General features: G+C 57.0%; 18 protein-coding genes. 5 read left to right on the top strand and 13 right to left on the bottom strand.

Translation table 11 applies throughout. The annotated features are described in order from the left end of the window. Positions 1-5: 5 nt before the first annotated feature. The 6 genes from QQL54_RS06935 to QQL54_RS06910 are packed head-to-tail and all read right to left on the bottom strand — an operon-like array spanning position 6 to position 8227. Positions 6-1940, bottom strand: a complete 1935-nt coding sequence (locus QQL54_RS06935; RefSeq protein WP_284389009.1) for a S9 family peptidase — start codon at positions 1938-1940, stop codon at positions 6-8. A 48-nt stretch (positions 1941-1988) separates the two neighbouring features. Then, complete coding sequence (locus QQL54_RS06930) at positions 1989-2714, bottom strand: SDR family NAD(P)-dependent oxidoreductase (protein WP_284389008.1); 726 nt, start codon at positions 2712-2714, stop codon at positions 1989-1991. 6 nt (positions 2715-2720) lie between these two features. Further along, entirely contained in the window at positions 2721-4193 is a 1473-nt protein-coding gene (gene purF / locus QQL54_RS06925; RefSeq protein WP_284389007.1) for an amidophosphoribosyltransferase, read from the bottom strand. Next, complete coding sequence (locus tag QQL54_RS06920; protein WP_284389006.1) at positions 4190-4894, bottom strand: CvpA family protein; 705 nt, start codon at positions 4892-4894, stop codon at positions 4190-4192. Before QQL54_RS06920 ends, purF begins: the two co-directional genes overlap by 4 nt. Before the next feature lie 12 nt (positions 4895-4906). Then, the gene (gene radA, locus QQL54_RS06915) at positions 4907-6313 is read right to left on the bottom strand and encodes a DNA repair protein RadA (protein ID WP_284389005.1); all 1407 of its coding nucleotides are present in this window, start codon (positions 6311-6313) and stop codon (positions 4907-4909) included. A 54-nt stretch (positions 6314-6367) separates the two neighbouring features. Next, on the bottom strand, positions 6368-8227 hold the full coding sequence (locus tag QQL54_RS06910) for an ABC transporter transmembrane domain-containing protein (protein ID WP_284389004.1): 1860 nt from the start codon (positions 8225-8227) through the stop codon (positions 6368-6370). Positions 8228-8327: 100 nt separating this feature from the next. On the opposite strand from QQL54_RS06910, the gene recQ reads away from it, so the two are divergent. Next, positions 8328-10124: a DNA helicase RecQ gene (gene recQ, locus QQL54_RS06905; protein WP_284389002.1), complete on the top strand. Its 1797-nt coding sequence runs from the start codon at positions 8328-8330 to the stop codon at positions 10122-10124. Positions 10125-10133: 9 nt separating this feature from the next. On the opposite strand, the gene QQL54_RS06900 is transcribed toward recQ, so the two are convergent. After that, positions 10134-10592: a hypothetical protein gene (locus QQL54_RS06900; RefSeq protein ID WP_284389000.1), complete on the bottom strand. Its 459-nt coding sequence runs from the start codon at positions 10590-10592 to the stop codon at positions 10134-10136. A 68-nt stretch (positions 10593-10660) separates the two neighbouring features. Here QQL54_RS06900 and queC point away from each other — a divergent pair, with 68 nt between their 5' ends. Both queC and queE read left to right on the top strand, forming a co-directional pair. Next, entirely contained in the window at positions 10661-11365 is a 705-nt protein-coding gene (gene queC / locus QQL54_RS06895) for a 7-cyano-7-deazaguanine synthase QueC (RefSeq protein ID WP_284388998.1), read from the top strand. After that, the gene (queE, locus tag QQL54_RS06890; RefSeq protein WP_284388996.1) at positions 11362-11991 is read left to right on the top strand and encodes a 7-carboxy-7-deazaguanine synthase; all 630 of its coding nucleotides are present in this window, start codon (positions 11362-11364) and stop codon (positions 11989-11991) included. The genes queC and queE overlap by 4 nt, the downstream gene beginning before the upstream one ends. Positions 11992-12014: 23 nt before the next feature. On the opposite strand, the gene QQL54_RS06885 is transcribed toward queE, so the two are convergent. The 6 genes from QQL54_RS06885 to QQL54_RS06860 form a co-directional block, all read right to left on the bottom strand. After that, complete coding sequence (locus QQL54_RS06885) at positions 12015-12632, bottom strand: hypothetical protein (RefSeq protein ID WP_284388995.1); 618 nt, start codon at positions 12630-12632, stop codon at positions 12015-12017. 86 nt (positions 12633-12718) lie between these two features. Further along, a complete protein-coding gene (locus QQL54_RS06880; protein WP_284388994.1) occupies positions 12719-13120 on the bottom strand; it encodes a hypothetical protein in 402 nt (133 codons plus the stop codon). An 89-nt stretch (positions 13121-13209) separates the two neighbouring features. Then, the gene (locus QQL54_RS06875) at positions 13210-15306 is read right to left on the bottom strand and encodes a hypothetical protein (protein WP_284388993.1); all 2097 of its coding nucleotides are present in this window, start codon (positions 15304-15306) and stop codon (positions 13210-13212) included. Beyond that, a complete protein-coding gene (locus QQL54_RS06870) occupies positions 15303-17939 on the bottom strand; it encodes a DUF4159 domain-containing protein (protein ID WP_284388990.1) in 2637 nt (878 codons plus the stop codon). The genes QQL54_RS06875 and QQL54_RS06870 overlap by 4 nt, the downstream gene beginning before the upstream one ends. Next, positions 17939-18817, bottom strand: coding sequence for a DUF58 domain-containing protein (locus QQL54_RS06865; protein ID WP_284388988.1), 879 nt, complete (start codon positions 18815-18817; stop codon positions 17939-17941). Before QQL54_RS06865 ends, QQL54_RS06870 begins: the two co-directional genes overlap by 1 nt. A gap of 5 nt (positions 18818-18822) precedes the next feature. Then, positions 18823-19818 carry an AAA family ATPase gene (locus QQL54_RS06860; RefSeq protein ID WP_348520717.1) on the bottom strand — a complete coding sequence of 332 codons (996 nt, stop codon included), beginning with the start codon at positions 19816-19818 and terminating at the stop codon, positions 18823-18825. Between the two features lie 75 nt (positions 19819-19893). On the opposite strand from QQL54_RS06860, the gene QQL54_RS06855 reads away from it, so the two are divergent. Both QQL54_RS06855 and QQL54_RS06850 read left to right on the top strand, forming a co-directional pair. Then, the gene (locus tag QQL54_RS06855; protein WP_284388985.1) at positions 19894-20514 is read left to right on the top strand and encodes a DUF1285 domain-containing protein; all 621 of its coding nucleotides are present in this window, start codon (positions 19894-19896) and stop codon (positions 20512-20514) included. Beyond that, positions 20511-21104: an NUDIX hydrolase gene (locus QQL54_RS06850; protein ID WP_284388984.1), complete on the top strand. Its 594-nt coding sequence runs from the start codon at positions 20511-20513 to the stop codon at positions 21102-21104. The genes QQL54_RS06855 and QQL54_RS06850 overlap by 4 nt, the downstream gene beginning before the upstream one ends. Positions 21105-21163: the final 59 nt, after the last annotated feature.

Genomic DNA, 21163 nt, shown 5'->3' with positions numbered 1-21163 from the left:
AGAGCCTAAAGATGCTCGTCTAGGAACTCGACATAGGCGTTAGAGGCCGAGACCCGGTTTTCCCGCTTTGCAAAGCCGTGGCCTTCATCTGGGAACAGGACATATTCGACGGGAACGCCGTTCTTACGGACAGCCTCGACAAGTTCGTCGCTTTCGACTTGCAGTACGCGCGGGTCATTGGCCCCCTGAACAACAAGCAGTGGCTTCACGATATTCTCTGCATGGAAGAGTGGGGAAATCGCGCGATGACGGACTGCATCGGTCGCTGGATCACCCATTTCGTCATACAGAGCTTCGCGGAAGGCTTCCCACCAGGGCGGAATGCTTTCCAGTGTCCGCACCCAATTGGTCACGCCGAAGATATTGATGCCAACGTCAAAGACCTCCGGCTCAAAAGCTAGCGCCGCCGCCACCATGTAACCGCCATAAGACCCACCGATGATGCCGACACGGTCTCCATCGATCCAGTGCTTATCCGCTAGGAAATCTTTCGATGCGACCACGTCTTTGAGATCCACATCACCGTGCTTCTTATCGTCGAGGTGAAAGAAGGTTTTGCCATAACCGGAACTGCCGCGATTATTGATCGCGTAAACAGCGTAGCCGTGATTGACGAGGTGTTGGATCGCAGGATTATAGCCCAGTCGGCTTTGACCCCCCGGTCCGCCATGCACCCAGACAAGCGCCGGAGCCGGTGTGGCGGCAGTTGATCCCTTTGGACGATAAAGAATGCCCGGAATATCCAGCCCGTCATAGCTCGCAAACCGAACGACTTCGCCGTCGACCAATTGGTCCGCATCAATTTCGGGATTGAGGGCGGACGTTAGAGCTTTTTGGTTGCCACTAGATAGATCCGCTACATGGATGTTGGACGGCGACCGGTCGCCATTGACGATGAATGCGATCTCGCTTTCATCCGCGTTGAAACGAATGTTGCGCAGTTGGCCGTCAGGCAGATCGTTCAGAACAACGGCTTCACCTGTGTTGGTATCCGTCAGAGTCAGTTCAGAGGATGCGTCCGCATTGACGATCGCTATCATGTAGCGCCCCGACGGGGATTCGCCGACATAGTTGACGTCCCAATCCGCCCGATAGGCGTCTCCGCGGGCTCCGCTGGCGATATTGTAGCTGGCAGCCCGCGTGAACTCACCCCCTTCATTGGTCGCATAATAGAGCGTCCGATTGTCACGACTAAAGCCGTAGGCAGAATGCGCGACATTGCCTTCATGCGCCGTGATCAATTCAGGAGTGGCATCGGCGGTTGAGAGATCGACTAAGTAAATGTCAGAATCTGCGGATGTCCGGTTTTTCGTCATGGCGACATAGCGGCCATTTCCACTGACAGCGTCGATTTGCAGGCCGTCATTTTGATAGAGTAAAATGCGCGAATAATCATCCGCATCATATTGATAGATATCGAAAGATTTTCCATCGCGTTCATTGGTCATGATGAAAAATCCAGTCTCATCATCTGTCCAACCGCCAAAGCTTGCTTTGACGTTCTCGCCTGGGGTCAGGTCACGGGTTGTTCCGTCTTCAGCACGGACAAAGACGTGATTAAGCTCATCGCCACCCCCATCTTGCGTATAGAGCAGACGCTCATCATTCGGGAACCAAGTCAGGGCGCGGACTGCGCTGGTTGTTGACGCGGTGAGGGCTGTCTTCGCACCTGTATCTGGGTCCATCCTGTAGGCATTGAATACGCCAGTTTCATCTGCGGTGATGAGGATATCGCCTGTTTTAGGTCCGAATGTGTAGCCGCTACTATTGGGTAGGCCGTAGCTCGTCGTCATAAAGAAAGCTTCGGCGGAATATCGGGGCGCGGGCGTGATTGCTTCCATTACTGCGCTGGCGGTTTCACCGATCTCAGCGGTACTGGCACATCCTACCATCGATGTGAGTGCCAGCAGGCTCGTGCCCAATATCAAAAGCTTTTTCATAATTCCGTCCTCCATTTGCCAAAAGGCTAACAGAAGGCGGCGTTCACCTCAACCAACCGCCCAATCGCGATAAGCGACGCAGCTATCATGCGTTTGGTAAGTCGGGCTGAGCATCTCGACGATAAGCGGGGCGATGTCATCGGGCGATGGCAAACCGCTCGGGTCTTCGCCAGGCATGGCCTTGGCCCGCATTTGGGTCCGCGTTCCGCCGGGATTGAGCAAATTGACCTTGATATTGGTGATATCGCCGATTTCCTCGGCCCAGCAGCGCACAAAAGTCTCCATACCCGCTTTGGATGCAGCATAGGCGCCCCAGTAGGCGCGGGGAGCCTGGGCAACAGAGCTGGTCATAAAGACAGCGCGACCCGCATCACTTTCGCGCAAGAGCGGGTCAAGGGAGCGGATCAATCGGGCTGGGGCTGTCATGTTTACGTCAATGACGCGCATCCAGTCTTTCGGAGTCGTATGGTTGGCGGGCGTAATGTCTCCCAGCACAGCGGCATTGCAGAGCAATCCGTCCAAACGTCCATAGCGTTCATGCAACAACCCGCCCAAACGGTCGATCTGATCAAATTCTCGCAAATCCATAGGGACGAGCGAACAGGTTCCGCCTGCCGCTTTGATTTGATCGTCAAGATCTTCCAGCCCGCCTTGGGTGCGCGCAAGGGCGACAATATGGCTACCCGCCGCCGCGAGCGCCTTGGCCGCTGCATAGCCGATACCGCGTGAGGCCCCTGTGACGAGGGTAATGCGTCCGTCGAGTGGTTTGGTCATGAGACTCTACGCAACTTCCACTAGGAAAGAGAGTTGCTTGCCGCCGCCCGCGAGTTCCCGTTCCCGGTCAATCAGCGGTGTCGGATAACAGCCCGTGAAGCAATGGTCCGTAAATTGCGGCGCCTCGTCGACACGATATTCTTCGCCCATCGCCCAATAGAGACCTTCGATTGAGAGGAAGCCAAGACTGTCGACTTCGAGCATATGGGTCATCTCTTCGAGCGAATAATTTGCTGCGATCAGCTTATCCTTGCTCGGCATATCGATGCCGTAATGGTCCGGATACTTGATAGGCGGGGAGGCAGAGCGGAAGTGCACTTCCTTGGCTCCCGCTGCTTTAATCATGCGAACGATTTTAGTCGACGTCGTGCCGCGAACGATGGAATCGTCAACAAGTAGAACGCGCTTCCCTTCAATCATGGATCGATTGGCGGAGTGTTTAAGACGCACACCCATGTCGCGCATGCCCTGTGTGGGCTGAATAAAGGTACGGCCAACATAGTGGTTGCGGATAATGCCAAGCTCAAACGGTATCCCCGTCTCTTGCGCATAGCCAAGCGCGGCCGGGACACCTGAGTCAGGGACGGGAATGATCACGTCGACATCGGCAGGCGTTTCCTGCGCGAGGCGTTGGCCCATACGCTTACGCACTTCATAAACGCTTTTACCGCTGACGATGGAATCGGGGCGAGCAAAATAGACAAATTCAAACAGGCAGGGGCGTTTCTCGGCGTTCGGGAAGGCCGTGAAGCTGCGAATGCCGTCCTCATTGATAACCACGACTTCGCCTGCGTCGACTTCGCGAATGAACTGAGCACCAATCATGTCAAATGCGCAGGTTTCTGACGCCAGAACATAGCTGTCATTCAAACGACCGATCAGCAGGGGACGGATTCCGAAACGGTCTCGCGCGCCGACAAGGCAGTCTTTTGTCATCCCGACAAAGGCATAACCGCCATCAATCTGGCGCATCGCAGAGACGAAACGGTCAGTGAATTCCTTACCGCCCGACCGGGCAATCAGGTGAATGACCACTTCGGTATCTGACGTACTCTGAAACAGCGCGCCTTTTTCAACCAAGGCGTCCTTAATTGTATAGGCGTTGGTGATGTGCCCATTATGGGCGAGGGCAAAGCCGCCCGTGTGCAATTCCGAATAGAGCGGCTGCACATTGCGCAGAACGGTTTGGCCCGCTGTTGAATAACGGACGTGGCCAATAGCAATATGGCCGGGCAGCCGTTCGGAGGGGTCATCCCCCGTAAAATTATCGCCAACGAGGCCGAGATGGCGCTCAGTATGGAAAATTGATCCGTCGGTTGTTGCAATGCCGCAGGCTTCTTGTCCGCGGTGCTGAAGCGCGTGGAGTCCAAGGGCTGCGAAACTTGCCGCGTTATCAACGCCAAACACGCCGAAAACGCCGCATTCTTCGCGGATTCGGTCTTCTTCAATGTCCATGCTCACGTCCGAGGTCTGGCTCATTGTCGGATCTCCTCGGCAATCCCTTCGAGATCGCCATCCTTTATGCGTTCGGCATATGAGCGCATATCGGCGAAAGGCAAGCCCCGGATCGCATCTCCAATACTGTCAAGCAGCGGATAAAAGGTCGACCCGACAAAGATGCTCGGCATTTCTGCGGGGCCAGTTTCCAATTGTTCGCGCATTGATTTGGGCATTCGGGCTACGACGTCAGGCGGAAAGCTGGCGGGGTTTTCGCGGATATAGTCGTTGAATTCAGTCGCTTCGAGCGACGCCCGATAATCTGCCGACCAGAACATCACAAAAAGCGAGGCGATGATCAGGCCGCGTGCGATGCCGAAACCTGCCCCAAGGAGCCGGTCTATAAAGCCAGGCTTTTCGCCGCCGATTGTCTTACCAATTTTGGACATCACCATCGCGGCGATGAAATAGGCGATAAAACCGGTCCCGATAACGAGAATTCCGTCAGCCAGTTCCGCTGGCGAGATCATATCACGCGCTGCGAATCGGAATTGTCCGTAAACGAAGAGTGTCACGATCGCCGCGAAGAGCAGGGCCGCAATGGAAATGATCTCGCGAAAGAACCCTCTAGCGAAAGCGTAGAGGCCGGAAATCAGCAAAAGGACAAGAACGGCTATGTCGAACCCGTTGAAATCATAGGGTCCTACCGAGATCGCCGCGAAAAGTTGCGAAAGAGCAAGCATGGATATCCGATGTTAGGCGGCCCAGCTCTCCGGAGCGTCCGGGCCTCTTTCTGCTGCGGCTTCTACACGTCGGACTAGATCGCGCAAAGAGTCGATTGCGATGATTGGCAGGGCGGCATTATCGTTGCGGCCTTCTCGTTTTGGCGTGGCCGCCGCGAGCGCGCGTTCAAAGCCAAGCTTCGCGGCCTCTTTCAATCGAGCGTCGGCACGGCTGACCGGACGAACATCGCCTGACAGGCTGATTTCACCAAACACGACGAGATCAGAGGGCAGAGAGACATCAAAGGCAGAACTTGCAATGGCTGCCGCGACAGCCAGATCGGCGGCAGGTTCATTGATGCGAAGACCACCGGCGACGTTGAGATAGACATCCTTGCCGGAAAAGCTGAGCCCGCAGCGGGCCTCCAGAACGGCCAGCACCATGGCGAGCCGTCCACTGTCCCAGCCTACGACGGCGCGGCGCGGTGTGCCAAATGCCGCCGGGGCGACGAGCGCCTGAATCTCAGTCAAAACCGGACGTGAGCCTTCTAGTCCCGCAAACACGGCGGAGCCTTCGGAGGCATCCCCACGACCATCAAGGAAGAGCGCAGACGGGTTCAGCACTTCGGCGAGACCCGTATCGCGCATTTCGAATACGCCGATTTCGTCCGTCGGTCCGAACCGATTCTTGTGGGCTCTGAGGATTCTGAATTGATGGGCGCGCTCACCTTCAAAATAGAGCACAGCATCGACCATGTGTTCGACCACGCGCGGCCCGGCAATTTGTCCGTCCTTGGTGACGTGGCCAACTAAAATAACGCAAGCGCCGGATTTCTTCGCGAACCGCACTAATTCCTGCGAACAGGCGCGAACCTGCGCGACCGTACCCGGCGCGGCCCCAAGTTGGTCTGTCCAGAGCGTTTGAATGGAATCGATGATGACCACGTCCGGCTTCGTCGCCATCAACCCATCTAGGATCATCCCCAGCGAGGTTTCAGAGGCAAGGCTAACAGGTTGTTCTGCCACGCCCAGCCGTTTGGCCCGCCGTTGCACTTGCCCAACAGATTCTTCACCTGAAATATACGTGACACGTTTGCCCTGCTTAGCCAGCGCGCCAACCGTTTGCAGGAGGAGCGTTGATTTGCCGATGCCAGGATCGCCGCCGACCAGCAAGGCGGAACCTGGAACAAGGCCGCCGCCTGTTACACGGTCGAGCTCGCCAATTTCAGTAATGAGGCGCGGGACATCTCGGGTTTCGCCGCCCAAATCGACGAACTCTACGCCGCGGCCCTTGCGCCGCTTATGTGCAGGTGTCGCGTTCTGGCTCTTCGCTTCTTCAATCAGCGTGTTCCATTCGCCGCATGCATCGCAGCGACCGGCCCATTTACCGTGAACAGAGCCGCAAGACTGACAGACAAAGACGGAGGAAGGCTTAGGCATAGTGCGTCTATGGCGGAATTTACTCCGTCACGCAATAAAAGTTCTTTGTTTGTTCTAACTCGCCAGCGTGTTGAACTGAAGCTCTGCAAGCCGTGCATAGAGACCGCCGCGCTCAACCAATTCCGTATGCGTACCTGTATCCGCCACACGCCCCTGATCCAGAACAATGATCCGATCAGCTTTCAAGACTGTGGCAAGGCGGTGTGCAATCACAAGCGTCGTCCTGCCCTGCCGCAGCGTTTCAAAGGCCAATTGCACGGCGCGTTCGCTTTCCGAATCAAGCGCTGAAGTCGCCTCATCGAGCAATAGGATCGGAGCGTCGCGCAAGATCGCGCGGGCAATAGCGATGCGTTGTTTCTGTCCACCCGAAAGAGTTGCGCCGCGTTCGCCAATGTCCGTTTCATAGCCGTCTGGAAGCGCGTCGATGAAGTCATGCGCATAGGCTGATTTTGCAGCGGCGATGACGTCCTCTCGTGAGGCTCCGTCTCGCCCATAAGCGATGTTGTCGAAGGCCGTTCCAGAAAAGAGTGGTGCACCTTGCTGGACGATGGCGATCTGCGCCCGCAAACTTTCCGGATCTAATCGCCTAACATTGTCCCCGCCCACACGAACAATGCCGTCTTGCGCATCGTAAAAGCGCAAAAGCAGCTGAAAGACGGTCGTCTTGCCTGCGCCGCTGGGCCCCACTAGCGCGATCGTCTCTCCGGGCTCGACTGAAAAACTAACCTCATGCAAGGCGGGTGCATCCGGGCGAGTAGGGTAGGCAAAATTGACATTTTCGAATGCGACGCGTCCGGCCGGGTTCGGCTGGTCTTCGCCAATAATGGTTGGGCTTTCGTCCAGAATATCGATCAAACGTTCAGACGCCCCCGCTGCGCGCAACAGGTTGGTCCAAGTTTCAGTCAGCGATGATAGGCTCGATACGCTCAAAATCGCATAAACAGTGAAGGCCCCGATATCGCCGCCACTCATCGTGCCCGCCATAACCTGCCGCGCGCCATACCAAAGAATACCTGCAATCCCGGCCATCCCGATCGCGAACAGAACGGCGGTGAGCCAGGATTGAACGCCGATGCGTTTCGCTTGGACAGCGTAGGTCCGCTCAATGGCGGCCCCGAACATGTCGCGCTCCAGCCGTTCGCGCGTATAGGCCTGCACGGTTTGGATTGACCCTATGGCTTCGCCCGCGCGGCCTGACGCTTCGGCCAATCGGTCTTGCCCATCGCGTGACAGGCGGCGAATGATCGGCGTGACCACGATAACGATGCCGACGATTACGCCGCCAACGGCAACGACCAGCAGCCCGAGTTGCCAGCTGACGACGAACATCAAGGTGACGGAGCCAATGATGGTGGCGATGGAACGCAAGGCAAAGGAGATTGAGCCCGTGACGACGGTCTCCACAAGGGTTGTGTCTGTCGTCAGGCGAGAGAGGACTTCGCCTGTGCGTACGCGTTCAAAATATTGCGGGCTGAGGATCGTTAGTCGATCAAATACGGCGCGCCGCAGATCAGCGACGACCCGCTGCCCCAGCGTTGTGATGAAATAGAAACGCAGCGCGCCGAAGACTGAGAATAGCAGGGCGAACCCCATCACCAGCTTGAAGTAACCATCGACGCCAGCTGAGGTATCGACTGGCAAGCGCGTGCAATATCCCGGGACAGTGTCTGAAAAGCCGCAATCAATGATCGCCTTCAGCACACCCGGCAGGGACAGCGTAAAGACGGATGAGAGGACGAGAAAAATCAGAAAACCGAGCAATCTACCCGGATAGCGACGCACAAAGGGCCACATCTTCGCCAAGGGGGCGAGGGAACGCGAACGTTCGCGCTTTCCTTTATCCTGTTCAACCTGCGCAATATAGCCTGCGCCAGCAGAACGAGACGGATCAATGGGATCATTACGGTCGGCCATGTCGGCGCGGCCCTATCAAGCTGAGCGGACTGTGGAAAGCGTTGAAGTGGTCGGATCGACAGGCTTGAACCGATAGCCAAAGCACCGCAGGGGGCTGGCGATGCCAAAACGTTACGCCAACATGCATGATGCGCTGAAAACCGTCTTTGGTCATGACGATTTCCGTCCCGGGCAAGAAGATGTGATCGACACGATTCTATCGGGTCAGAATGTACTCGCTGTGATGCCGACAGGGGCCGGTAAGTCGCTCTGTTACCAAGTCCCGTCTTTGCTGCTCGACGGTACAACAGTCGTGGTTAGCCCACTGGTCGCTTTGATGGACAATCAGGTTGCGGCGTTGCGTGCTAATGGCGTCGCTGTGTCCTGCATCCATTCAGGACAGGACCGAGCGCGGAATGTTGAGGAATGGAAGCGCGTGTCGCGCGGCGAAGCCGATATGCTCTATCTTTCGCCAGAGCGGTTGATGACGGATCGGATGCTGTCGGCGATGGCACAAATCCAGCCGCCGCTCTTTGTTGTTGATGAGGCGCATTGTGTCTCCAAATGGGGTCCAGCTTTTCGGCCCGAATATGCCCAACTGTCCCAACTCAAATCACTCTTCCCAAACGCGCGCGTCGCCGCCTTCACAGCAACGGCGGATGAAGGCACACGGGTCGATATTGCGGCGCAGTTATTCGGCGGTAATGGACGGATGATCGTGCAGGGGTTCGACCGCCCGAACCTGTCTCTGACCGTTCAGCCCAAAGTGAACCGAAGTGCGCAACTGATTGATTTCATGAAGGGAAGAGAAGGCGAAAGCGGGATTGTCTACGCGCTGTCGCGAAAGAATACGGAAGAACATGCGCGAGCTTTGGTCGCGGAAGGTTACACCGCGCTACCCTATCACGCTGGGATGCCCGCAGACGTTCGGTTTGAAAATCAGGAACGTTTTATCGCCGAAGACGGCATTGTCATGGTCGCGACGATTGCGTTCGGCATGGGTATCGACAAACCCGATATTCGCTTCGTCTACCATGTGAATCTGCCAAGTAGTCTGGAAGCCTATTACCAAGAAATCGGCCGCGCGGGTCGTGACGGAAATCCCGCTGATACAGTCTTGCTCTACGGGCTCGACGATATCCGAATGCGGCGTCAATTCATCACGCAAGAAGACTCGGATCAAGATCATCAGCTGCGCGAGCATAAGCGGCTCGACGCGCTGCTTGGCTATTGTGAGGCGTCAACCTGCCGGCGCCAGGTCTTGATGGCTTATTTCGGCGAGACAATACCGCCCTGTGGATCTTGCGATGTGTGTGAAAACCCCCCGGACCGAATTGATGCGACAGATGCAGCGATCGCGCTGTTCCAAGCCGTGCAGGACACGGGCGAGCGTTTCGGTGCTAATCACGTTATTGCGGTTGCACGAGGTGCGGAGACAGAGAAGATCCGACAATTCGGGCATGATCAACTACCGAGCCACGGCACGGGTGAGCGATGGGGCGACGGTTTCTTCAAATCATTAGTGCGTCAGGCCATCGCGACGGGTTACCTTCAGGTCGATATGCAACGCTATGGTCGGTTGGTCGTCACTGATGCGGGGCGAAAGCTTGTTTCAGGTGAGGGCGCATTCCTGATGACGGAACCGAAGGCACCCAAACCGAAGCGAGATCGAAAACGCAAGGTGGCTCCTGACTTATTGGATCAAGCGGATCAGGAATTACTGGCAAAACTCAAAGGGTTACGTCGCGACATGGCGCGGGCTCTCGGAAAGCCCGCCTTCATTATTTTTTCGGACGCGACTTTGATCGATATGGCGCAAAAGCGCCCGTTGGACCGCGCGCAAATGCTATCCGTGTCTGGCGTTGGGGAAACGAAGTTTGAACGGTTCGGTGAAGCGTTTCTGGACGCGATCAATTAGCCGTTACGACTAAGCTACGCAGGCCGTCGCGCTCGGCGCCGAGATGCGCTCTTTGAATTCAACGGCCGGAGCCGCGCCCGCATCATAGGACAGGGTGAAGATCCGAGTTTCAAGTTGGCCGATCCGTTCTGGTTGTCCGGAGAATACAAGTTGTGGCTCTCCAGAGGCGAGACGAACACAATGGCGTTCCGGCGTTCTGGATTGCGGCTTAGTCCTATGCACTAGCATGGAGACTTCGCCGACGACGCCAGCAATTGCGACATCCAGCTGGCCGCTATGGGTTACTAAATAGGTCGCGACACCGGGGCGAGAACTTTGGATTTCCGAGACAAACACTTCATGTTCGAGCGTCGGACCAAGCCGCATCGCGACCTGGGCGGCAGCCGGAATACTGACCACCTCCAGTATGAGCCAAAAGCCGAGCAAAATGCGGATACTCGGACGGGACGTTTTAAATCGGTGCAGCATGCCAACTGATATGCACATGCCGGGCCAGCAGGGTTGAGCCTAACAGTGAGGGCGCTTAAGTGCCGCATATGTCTACGCAAATGACCAAAGCAGGCGTGCTCTTTTCGGGCGGGCAGGACAGCGCGACTGTGCTGGCTTGGGCGCTGAACCGGTTCGACCACGTCGAGACGGTGGGTTTTTCCTATGGCCAGCGCCACGATGTGGAAATGACGGTTCGGAAACGGGCGCTTCTTCAGGTGCGTGAGCAATTTCCGGACTGGGCAGAACGATTGGGTGAAGATCATGTTGTCGATCTGGTTGGGCTCGGCGCGATTAGCGAAACCGCGCTGACGCGCGACAGAGAAATCGAGACGCTCGACTCCGGGTTGCCCAATACGTTTGTACCCGGTCGTAATCTTATTTTTCTGACATATGCGGCAGCTATCGGTTGGCGGCGCGGTTTTTCCGATTTGGTTGCCGGCATGTGTGAAGCCGATTTTTCGGGCTACCCCGACTGTCGGAAGGAAACCTTGGATGCGCAAATGACGGCGATCTCACTCGGTCTCGATCGACCCTTCACCTTGCACGCGCCTCTTATGACGCGGTCCAAGGCGGATGCTTGGACCTTTGCGGAAGAGTTGGGCGGCAAGCCTTTGGTCGAGCTAATCCGTGTGGAGACGCATACTTGCTATGTCGGTGAGCGCGACGCGCTGCATGAGTGGGGCTATGGCTGCGGTGAGTGCCCGGCCTGTGATTTGCGCGCCAAGGGTTGGGCGGAGTACGCCAGATCATGAGTTATGCTGTTAAAGAACTTTACCTGACCGTTCAGGGCGAAGGTGGCCAAGCGGGTCGCGTCGCAGTCTTTCTGCGCTTTGCAGGCTGTAATCTGTGGAGTGGGCGTGAGGAAGACCGGGCGAGCGCTGTGTGTTCGTTCTGCGATACAGATTTTATCGGCATTGATGGACCGGGTGGCGGTCGCTTTGATGCGAATGGTCTAGCCGATGCGGTCCTGGCCGCATGGCCGTCAGATCAGCAGGATCGCTGGGTTGTTTGCACCGGCGGAGAGCCGCTCTTACAACTCGATGACGCTCTCATCAACGCTTTGAAAAGCAAGAGCTTCAAGATTGCAGTAGAGACGAATGGGACGATTGCCGCACCCGCAGGCATTGACTGGATTTGTGTAAGTCCGAAGGCGGATGCGCCGCTCGTTCAGCTCACAGGTCAGGAACTAAAACTAGTCTACCCGCAACTCGCCAACAGACCTGACGAGTTCGAACATCTCGACTTCGAGAACTATTTTTTGCAGCCTCTCGACGATCCAGATCGCAGCGCCAACACGGATGCCGCGTTTCGCTATTGCCTCGCCCATCCGAAATGGCGGCTTAGCGTCCAATCACACAAATATATTGGCGTCCCCTAGAGGACGCCGACAGGCTTGCAGGTTTAGGACAGAGTTTTGGCTGTCTTTTTCGCGAAACGGGAAATAGCGCGATTTGCATCCGACCACGTCCCGTTCGCCCGGGCAAAACCGTCATTGCGAAGTCCGGTTTCAAACCAACGGTAATTCACCGTGCCAAGGGAGTTCCCGTCATTACTGACAAGCTCGCCGCTTAATTCTGCTCCGCCGACACCAAAACTATCAAAACTTAGTCCAGGCTCTTTGGACATTTGCTCGAAAGTTGGGCGGTTGTTCTTCACGTCTTCGAGTGTGACGCGTAGAGTGATCGCCGCGTCATCCGAAATCGCAATGCCCCGCTTTGTAAAATCTTCGGTCAGCTCCTCGAGGACTTCGTCAACAAGATGCTCAAGGGCGCGGTCACCATAAAATCCATTGCCCGAAAACCCGGCTCCCAAGCCTCGTGAACCGGACCCGCGGTCACTCAGTTTCTTAGGAAGGTTATTGGCGCGGAACGCCAAGTCCTCAGATAGAACAACTTCGATTTTAACAGGGGTTTGCAGGGGGGACGCAATCGTCGTCTCAAAGCCATGTGATTTTGCGGCGGCACCAAGGGGTGCGAACATAAGAGCAGTGGTTGCGAGGATAAAAGTCGTGCGGCGCATAGGTCAATCTCCTTTTAGCCATTACAATGTAGCATTTCGGAGCGGTTTAGACAAATCACACACGCACACATCGGCGCGATGGTAGCCTATCCGAAGGCGTCTACGGTCACAGACATGACATTTCCCGCGCGCCGAATGTTCATCAGCTCATTGTCGAGTTGCGCGGCCTGAATGTTGCGAGAGACGGTAACAACCTTACCCGTCAAATCCACGACTTGTGTCGTGACGGTCAAGACTTTGATTGAGCTATCAAGGGCTTTGTCAGTGATTTTCACGGGCACGGTGCCAACATAATAGACACCTTTCCCCGTCGCGATGGTCGATTTCCCGACGAATTTGGTCGTGCCGACCACGCCTTTTCCTGTTAACCGACCCGTCTGATATGTGGCTTTAAACGGTAAGGCGGCAGCTTTGCCCGTGGTCTTGGCGACGGTCATGCACCCCGTCAGGGCAAAGGCAGCCAATCCAGCTATCAGAATATGTCGCATGCTAATCCCCTGAGGTCTTTTGGCCGTGTACCATAAGGGCCTGAACCGCAGCTTAATTTGGCGAAAGCGGGCAGGAGGCAATCCGTGGGCTATTTTGCTTCGCGTAACCACCCCCAACCGAGTGCGGCAAAGAAGGCAAGGAAGAAGACAAGGGGCGGGGCCAGCGGGCGACGCTTGGACCGTGTGACGGTATAGGCGTTATTGTCGCGTATACCGATCCAGTCGCGCCCCGTGAGGTCACCAGATTGAACGCGGCGAATGTCTGGCATGGACTCTACGGATAGACCGATAGTTCGGGTCATGCCGCCTGTTGCATTTGAGAGAACCGATAAAATTTCGGTCGTCGGTAATAGTTCGGAAAACTCGACCGGGTTTAGCATGCCCACTGCCGCGATCGTTGAAAGATCGCCGTGCTGTAGGCGATAGGCGCCCAGCCCATCTAGAGCCATCGAACCGGAAAAGTAGCCTGGTTCATTTTCGACCATCTCAATGGTTGATGACGCACCGTTCGGAAGAATGATGTCCGCACGGCCCGGCGCATCGCCGAGCGTGCGTCGTTCGACGATGAGTTGCTCATTCTCCGCCCGCGCGGTGAGCGTTTCGGCGTCTAGATCTGGTTCGCCTAACAGCCAGTGCGCTGTTCTGCGGAACATTTCGCGGTAAGGGCCGCCGCCTTGATGGCCTTTCGCCCAGAGCCAAGCCTGATCGCTCATCAACATGGCGACGCGGCCATCGCCGACACGGTCGATAACAAATAAGGGTGTCCCATCAGGCCCTTCCATCAGAACATTGCCAGATAGAGGGTCATTGCCGATGGCGCGGTACCAAGGCCCCCAAGTTTGGTCATCTTGGCCCGCAAAGGACCGTGTGATCGGGTGCAATCGACCTTTATCGTTCAATTCCGCGCGGAACGGCTCTTCGGTGACGTCACCTGTCGGGCGCGTGGGTAGAACACTGACGAGGGGCGTAAGGAATAGACTGTCTGCGGTTGGAAAGGCCGAACCGGCTGCGAGCAGCAATGCGCCGCCATCTTCAACATAACGGGCAATGTTGGAAAAATAGCGCGGGGGAATCGTCAATTGTGCCCGTCCGTCGCTCGTAGGGATTGCGCGGCGCTGATATTGGTCGAAAATGATGAGGTCGAAATCATCGAGCCGTTCTTCAAACAATTGCCGTCTTGGAAACTGGATGAGGGAGAGTTCACGTTCTGACGCGTTAGTGTTCTTGACCCGGGGTTGCGTCAGGATGGTGAACTGGACCAAATCGATAGACGGATCGGATTTCAGCAGATTGCGCCACGCCCGACCGCCACTATGCGGCTCACCTGTAATCAGCAGAACGCGCATCCGGTCACGGATTCCAGAGATTTCAGAGATGAACAGGTTATTGTTCAGAGTCAGCTCGCCGCCTTCGGCCGGGGCAACTGTCATCTCGACTGTATTGCGTCCGCGCCGTTCAATTTCGAGCGGGATCGATAAAGTCTGACCAATCGTGATCGGAAACCGGGCTTTGCGTTCGCCATTGAGGCGGACCTCGATTTGCGCACGCTCGCCCTCATATCCCGGATCATCGACGCGAAGCTCGAAGGTAGCTAACTCGCCGACAACACCGAATTTGGGGGAGGTGACAGCCGAGATACGGCGATCTCGCGCGTCCGGATCGCCAATGATCAACGCATGAAACGGCACATCTTCCGGCATAGCGGACGCAGTCGCTTCGCTAATATCGTGAGCCTGCCCATCGCTAAGAGCGATCACGCCGCCTAGGCGGCCCGTCGGGACAGACGCCAGCGCATCATTTAGAGATCGTGCCAGTCTCGTCCCATCTGCATCGGGAGGAATGTTGACGGTGACAATGTCGATGGGACCTGTGGCGGCTAGAGCATCACGCAGCGCGACTTCAGTGGCGTCAGCGACACTGGACCGATCGCCAAGCTGCATCGAATCTGACCCGTCTTTCAGAATAAGGACTGTATCAGGCAGGGGGCGACGGTCCTCGCTAACCAGTTGTGGGCCACTCAAGGCAAGTCCTAAAAATAAAGCGGCGAGCAGTCTCTGGAAGTCAGAACGTAGTCGTGCCGTCGCCGCGAAGAGTGCTGCAACAGAAGCAAGCCCAACCAGCCCGATGACCCAAGGCCAGGGCAAAAGGGGATCGAACGCGATCCGGGACAGGAACTCTTCGATCATTCCTCAACCCGCCCCAGACGACGGATCAGTTCAGCCGCGTGAACTTGGTCAGCTTTATAATTACCAGACAGCGCATACATGGCGAGATTGACCCCGAACCGGACCGCCATTTCCCGTTGGCGTGGAATTTCGTTGGCCAAGTCGACGAGCGTGCCAGTGTCCGGATCAATCGCCCAGCCTGCGGCCCAATCGTTTGAACCGATAATAACGGAGGACACACCGTCGCGTCCGCCCTGTGTAGCGCCTTCCGCCTCGACATAGAGTGGACCATTGGCCCAACGACCCGGAAAGACCTGCAGTAGATAGAAAGACTTAGTCAGCACATGGTCGTCCGGGACTCTGACGAGCCGTCCAATCGAGAGACCTTCTGTCACGCGCGATAGACCGGGGTGGGCGTCACCAGACCGGAAAGACCGCTCGGCTTCATCGGCTGTGTCCAGAACCAACGTCCCGCCTGCCGCGATGTAACTATTCAACGATAGTCTCTCGGCCTCGGTCAAAGCAGGCGTATCCAGCCGAATAGGCCAATAAAGGAAGGGATACATTTCCAGCCCTTCGCTATCCGGTGACACCCCATGAACTCCGACAGGTTCAATCGTTGTGCGCAAGTTCAGTTGCCGTTTCAGGCTTTCCATGGCGGTCTGGCTCAGCTGATCCACGCGGGCATTCCCCGTTTCGATATAGCCGAGATGAAGTCCAAGGGCGGATTCTTGCACCCGATCATTGGCGTCTGCCAGTTGGGGCAGAGATATGATGCAGACGGCCAGTAAGGCGGCTGCCGCAGGCGCAAACCGTCGCAGTCGCCCGGAAAGTGCGGCCGACAGCAGCATATCAATCGCCAACATGGCGAGAGCGAGGCCAAGTAATAGACCGGCGAGGGAGCGCGGGTCGCTCGACTTACCGCGCACAACGTTGAGGCCGTCTGTGGCGAAGGGTTGAATGGTCTCTGGGTTTGAGATGGTGTCGACGGCCCGCTGCCGCGTGCCTGACCGGTAATAGCCGGGGGTGAGCTCACCTAATTGTTGTTCCCATGCCGCATCATCTACGGTCTCAGGGCGCGGCGGTGGCGGGCGGAGTTCGCCGAAGGGGCCCAACATCCGGTCTAAGGTCCAGGCACCGCTTTCCGTTCCGGATACGATCCTCCGTGATTTGGCGAGTGGTAGTATCCGTTTGAGCATTTCGACATAAAGTCCTGAAATCGCTAGGTTCGACCATTCCGGTCCAGCTGTCACGTGGAACAGAACGATACGCCCGTCGCCGCGTATGGCGGACGTGACAATGGGAGAGCCGTCTTCCAGTCGCGCCCATGTGTTGGCGTCCGTTTCTGCGCCCGGACGTGCCATGACTTGCCGGGATACGGTGACGTCAGCCGGTATAGCGAGGCCTGAGAATGGCGACTCACTGGCAAAGGACGCAAGCGTTTGCGGTGTTTCCCAAGCCAGCGCGCCGCCGATGGATCGTCCGCCGCGGCGCAAGGCAACAGGCAATAGATCATCTGGGGCTTTGGCAAGTTGAGGTCCGGCGAAGCGTATCAAAACACCGCCATTTTCGACATAGTCCACAATCTCATCAGTATCCGAACTCATAGAATCCGGCATCACCAACACCGTCGGATTGAGAGAGAGGACCGATTGGACATTGCCGATGAACAAATCGGCAAAGGGGGCGAGCGCCTGCTCAGTGTAAAAATCTTCGGATAGAAGCGGGCTAGACGTGCCCGAGGGGGGAGCCAACACACCGACCAATGGTCGCCCAAACGCATCATCAAGCAGCTTTGTGGCGGCCCCAGCCCGCATTTCGGCAATGCGCAGTCTAGCAGCGCGCGACCGGAGTTGCGGCGGGAGAGAGATTTGTGCCGTTGCAAGAGATCGGCCTGGCGCGAAGGTGAGCGGTTCGACCGCCAATATGTCACCACGTGCTGATAGAGCTTCGACGGAGGCGCTCCGCGTTCCATGCGCGCTGAACCAGTCAGTCTCAAACCCATCCGCTGTTTCGCGCACGTTGCCGGGCACGATAACAGTGTCAATATTTTCGGGCATGATGACTGTCGCGGACACCTGCGTTAGCCTGTCCCGGCGCTCATCGTTAGCGCCAAACATAACACCCGAAGAGAGATAAACGGTCTGTCGGTCTGTCGGGAGTGCTGGGAGCGCAATGCTCTGGTTGCGAAGTCGCGGCGTGGCCGTGCGAAGACGTAAAAGCGCTTCAGCCGCCGGAACTGGGGTCGCGTCCGGCGTGTCTCCGAACAATAAGACAACATCTTGGTTGGCGCGTTGCGCGTCTCGAACCCGGCGTCGGGCTTCGTCGGTGATGTCGTCCCAAATCGGGGCGGCGGCGGCGCTGTCGTCAAGGATGAGGGTAATCGGACGATCCGCGCCCGCATCGTCCCGCTGTAGCAGAGGTAAGCTTAGCGCAAAGACGGCTAAAGCCACCATGAGCAGACGATAGATCAACAACCAGATCGGCGTTGCGTTGGGCGTTTCCTCGTCTGTTTCGACACCGGTTAGGATGGCGAGTGGCGGAAACAGACGGCGCTTTGGTGCGGGCGGGCTGATCTTCAATATCCACCAGACCAGCGGCAAGGTGAACAGGCCGATCAGCGTCAGAGGTGCGAGTAAGGTGAGCGACCCCATCAGAGCGTGCCTTCAAACGCTTGATAGAGCGCTGTCAGGGCAGGTCCGGGCGCTTGGTCGGTATGGTGTCGGATCACCGTAAAGCCGAGATGCCGCGCGCTATCCTCGACACGCTGGCAATGGGCCTGGAAGCGGGTGCGATAGTCCGCCTTGGCGCGTTCTGCCCGTCCCAACAAGTAAGGCTTCATCCAGCCACCGGGGGTCTGGAATTCAACACGGCCCTTGAACGGAAAGGTCTCTTCCGCTGGGTCTATAATGTGAAGTAGAACGCCAGAGGCAGGCCGTGCCGCCAAGGTTGCCAGTCGTTGCGGCCAAGCCTCTGGCTCGGTCAGGAAATCACTGGCGATAAGAAGTTTCGCGTGGGCGGGAAGTTTGCCCGCTAACATATCTAAGCTGCCCTCTGAGGCCGCCAAACGGTGGGCCAGTCGTTCATAACCGACGCGTCCGGACCTCGGACGTTCGCTTTCGCCTAAGACGGCACAACGTTCTCCGCCGCGCATGAGCAAAGAGGTCAGTGCGAGGCTTAAGACGCTGGCGCGGTCGCGTTTCGTTGGCAGAGACTTGTCAGATCGCCAGTTCATACCGGGGCCACCGTCGCGCCAGAGATAGACCGAGTTGGCGGCTTCCCATTCCGTGTCGCGTACGAACACCGCATCTCCGCGTGCTGAACGCCGCCAGTCGATCCGGTTGGCCGGATCAGAGACATCATAGGGGCGGTATTGCCAGAAGGTCTCGCCTTGGCCGGGGCGTCGGCGTCCATGAACGCCAGCCGCGACGAGAGCGGCCACGCGCTCGGCCTCGGCCAGCAGCGCTGGATAGCCGCCCGCGAGCCGGTCGGCGTCTTGTCGTAAGGTGTGGGCGGTGGTTTCGACCGGCATGGGGCCTAGCGGATGCGGTCCTTCAGACGCTCAATCGTAGTGTCGATGGTCGCGCCGTCCGCGCGTGCTGCAAAGCTGAGGGCCATACGATGGCGCAAAACAGGGCTGGCAAGATCGATCACATCGTCAACGGACGGGGCGACGCGCCCTTCGATCAGGGCTTTGGCTCGCGTGGCGAGCATAAGGGCTTGTCCGGCGCGCGGGCCGGGGCCCCATGCAACCGTTTTACGGATGGTCTCATCATCAGACTGATCAGGGCGCGCATTGCGGACGAGGGTCAAGATGGCTTCGAGTACGCTTTCACCGACGGGAAGCTTCCGTACCAGTGACTGCATGCCGATGAGTGATTTTGCTGTCATCGCCTTGCTCGGCGTCGGCAGCGTCGCACCCGTAGTTGAGATCAGGATGTCGCGTTCCGTTGATAGTTCCGGGAAGCCGACATCAATCTGGAACAGAAACCGGTCGAGCTGCGCTTCGGGCAGAGGATAGGTGCCTTCCTGCTCAATCGGGTTTTGCGTGGCTAAGACATGAAATGGTTTCGGCAAGTCGTGGCGAGCACCCGCGATGGTGACGGCTTTTTCTTGCATGGCTTGTAGCAAAGCCGACTGGGTCCGCGGACTGGCTCGGTTAATTTCGTCAGCCATCAAGAGCTGGGTGAAGATCGGTCCCTTGATGAAGCGGAAGGCCCGACGTCCGTCTTCATCTTGATCCAAAACCTCGGAGCCGAGAATATCGGCAGGCATCAGGTCAGGTGTAAATTGTATACGAGATTCTTTCAGTCCAAGGACTGTCCCCAATGTTTCAACCAGTAGGGTTTTCGCTAGTCCCGGAACGCCGACTAGCAAGGCGTGGCCGCCCGAGAGAATGGCGGCGAGGGCCAGATCGACAACGCGGTCTTGGCCGTAGACAACTTGACCAATATTCTCACGAACACTCGCCAGTGTATCCACCGCTTTAGCGGCGGCTTTCTCCGTGGCAGGATCGACTGTGGTGTCGAGCATGTGGCCCATATACTGTATCCGTGCGTTTGTTATTTAACAGATGAGTAGCGAGGCGCTTGCCGCCGGGAAAGGCCCATGACCACTGAAAACACGTTAAATGGCGGTAAGTCCCCAAAAAGTGATCCCATAAATGGGGCGGGATTTTCTCTTCAGGATCTGATGGACGCGCTGGCTGACACGTCGGGCGATCAGCGTCCCGTGGACCGCTGGAACCCTGATTATTGCGGCGAAATGGATCTCGTCATCAAGGCTGACGGATCGTGGTGGCATGAAGGATCGCGGATCACGCGCAGGGGATTGATCGATCTGTTCGCCTCGGTTCTGCGCAAGGATGAAGATGGGCGGACTTATCTCGTCACGCCGGTCGAAAAGCTTGGCATTCAAGTTGAACGCGCGCCGTTTCTGGCGATTCGGGTTGATGCGACAGGCGAGGGCGAAGATCAGCGTCTTTTCTTCAAGACCAATCTGGATGAGACGGTTGAGGCTGGACCCGATTATCCGATTCGGGTTGAGACGGATGCTGAAACGATGGAGCCGGATCCGTATGTCCAGGTTCGAGGCCGGTTGGAAGCCGCGATCAATCGCGCCGTCTTCTATGAGTTGGTTGAGCTGGCGGTTGAGCGCGATGACACGCTCGGCGTTTGGGCCGGTGGTGCTTTCTTCCCATTGGGTCCAAAAGGCGCACATACGGCGTGAGCGACGCGATTGAGCAACGACTGCGCGGCGCGTTTCTGCCAACGCCGATAGACGATGATACGCACCGGATCACACGTGAGACACAGCGCGTGGCCGCCGTACTCTTGCCGTTCGTCCAACGCACATCAGGTTGGCACCTAATCTATACGCAGCGCCCTGAAACCATGCCTAACCATGCCGGACAGATCAGTTTTCCAGGTGGTAAGGCCGAGATGGGCGAAACAGTTTTGAATGCGGCCTTGCGTGAAACCGAAGAAGAAATTGGGATTCAGGCTGACAGAATTGAAATTCTCGGACGTCTTCCGTCCTTTGACGCGGCAGGCCATTTTCGTGTCACGCCCTTTGCCGGGATTGTCGACCCTGCGGCGCCGCTCGTGATCGATCCGCATGAAGTCGAAGAGGCTTTCGAGGTTCCGCTGACCTTTTTGATGGATCCGTCCAATCATGTGGCCAAGCAGCTGACGTTCGAGGATCAGATGCATACGGTCTACTACATGCCATATACGGAGCCGGACGGAACGATCCGCAACATTTGGGGCATGACGGCAGGGATGACCCGGCGCGTGTGGAACCGAGCGTTTAACGGCTGACGCAACCTAAACTCTGATCACAAGACAGATTGCAGCCTTGTCGCCTTCCACGGCTTCGC

The sequence above is a fragment of the Algimonas ampicilliniresistens genome (genome assembly GCF_030159955.1).
Classification (GTDB): Bacteria; Pseudomonadota; Alphaproteobacteria; order Caulobacterales; family Maricaulaceae; genus Litorimonas; species Litorimonas ampicilliniresistens.
The sequence above is the reverse complement of the archived record's forward strand: the minus strand, read 5'-3'. Positions and strand labels throughout refer to the sequence as shown.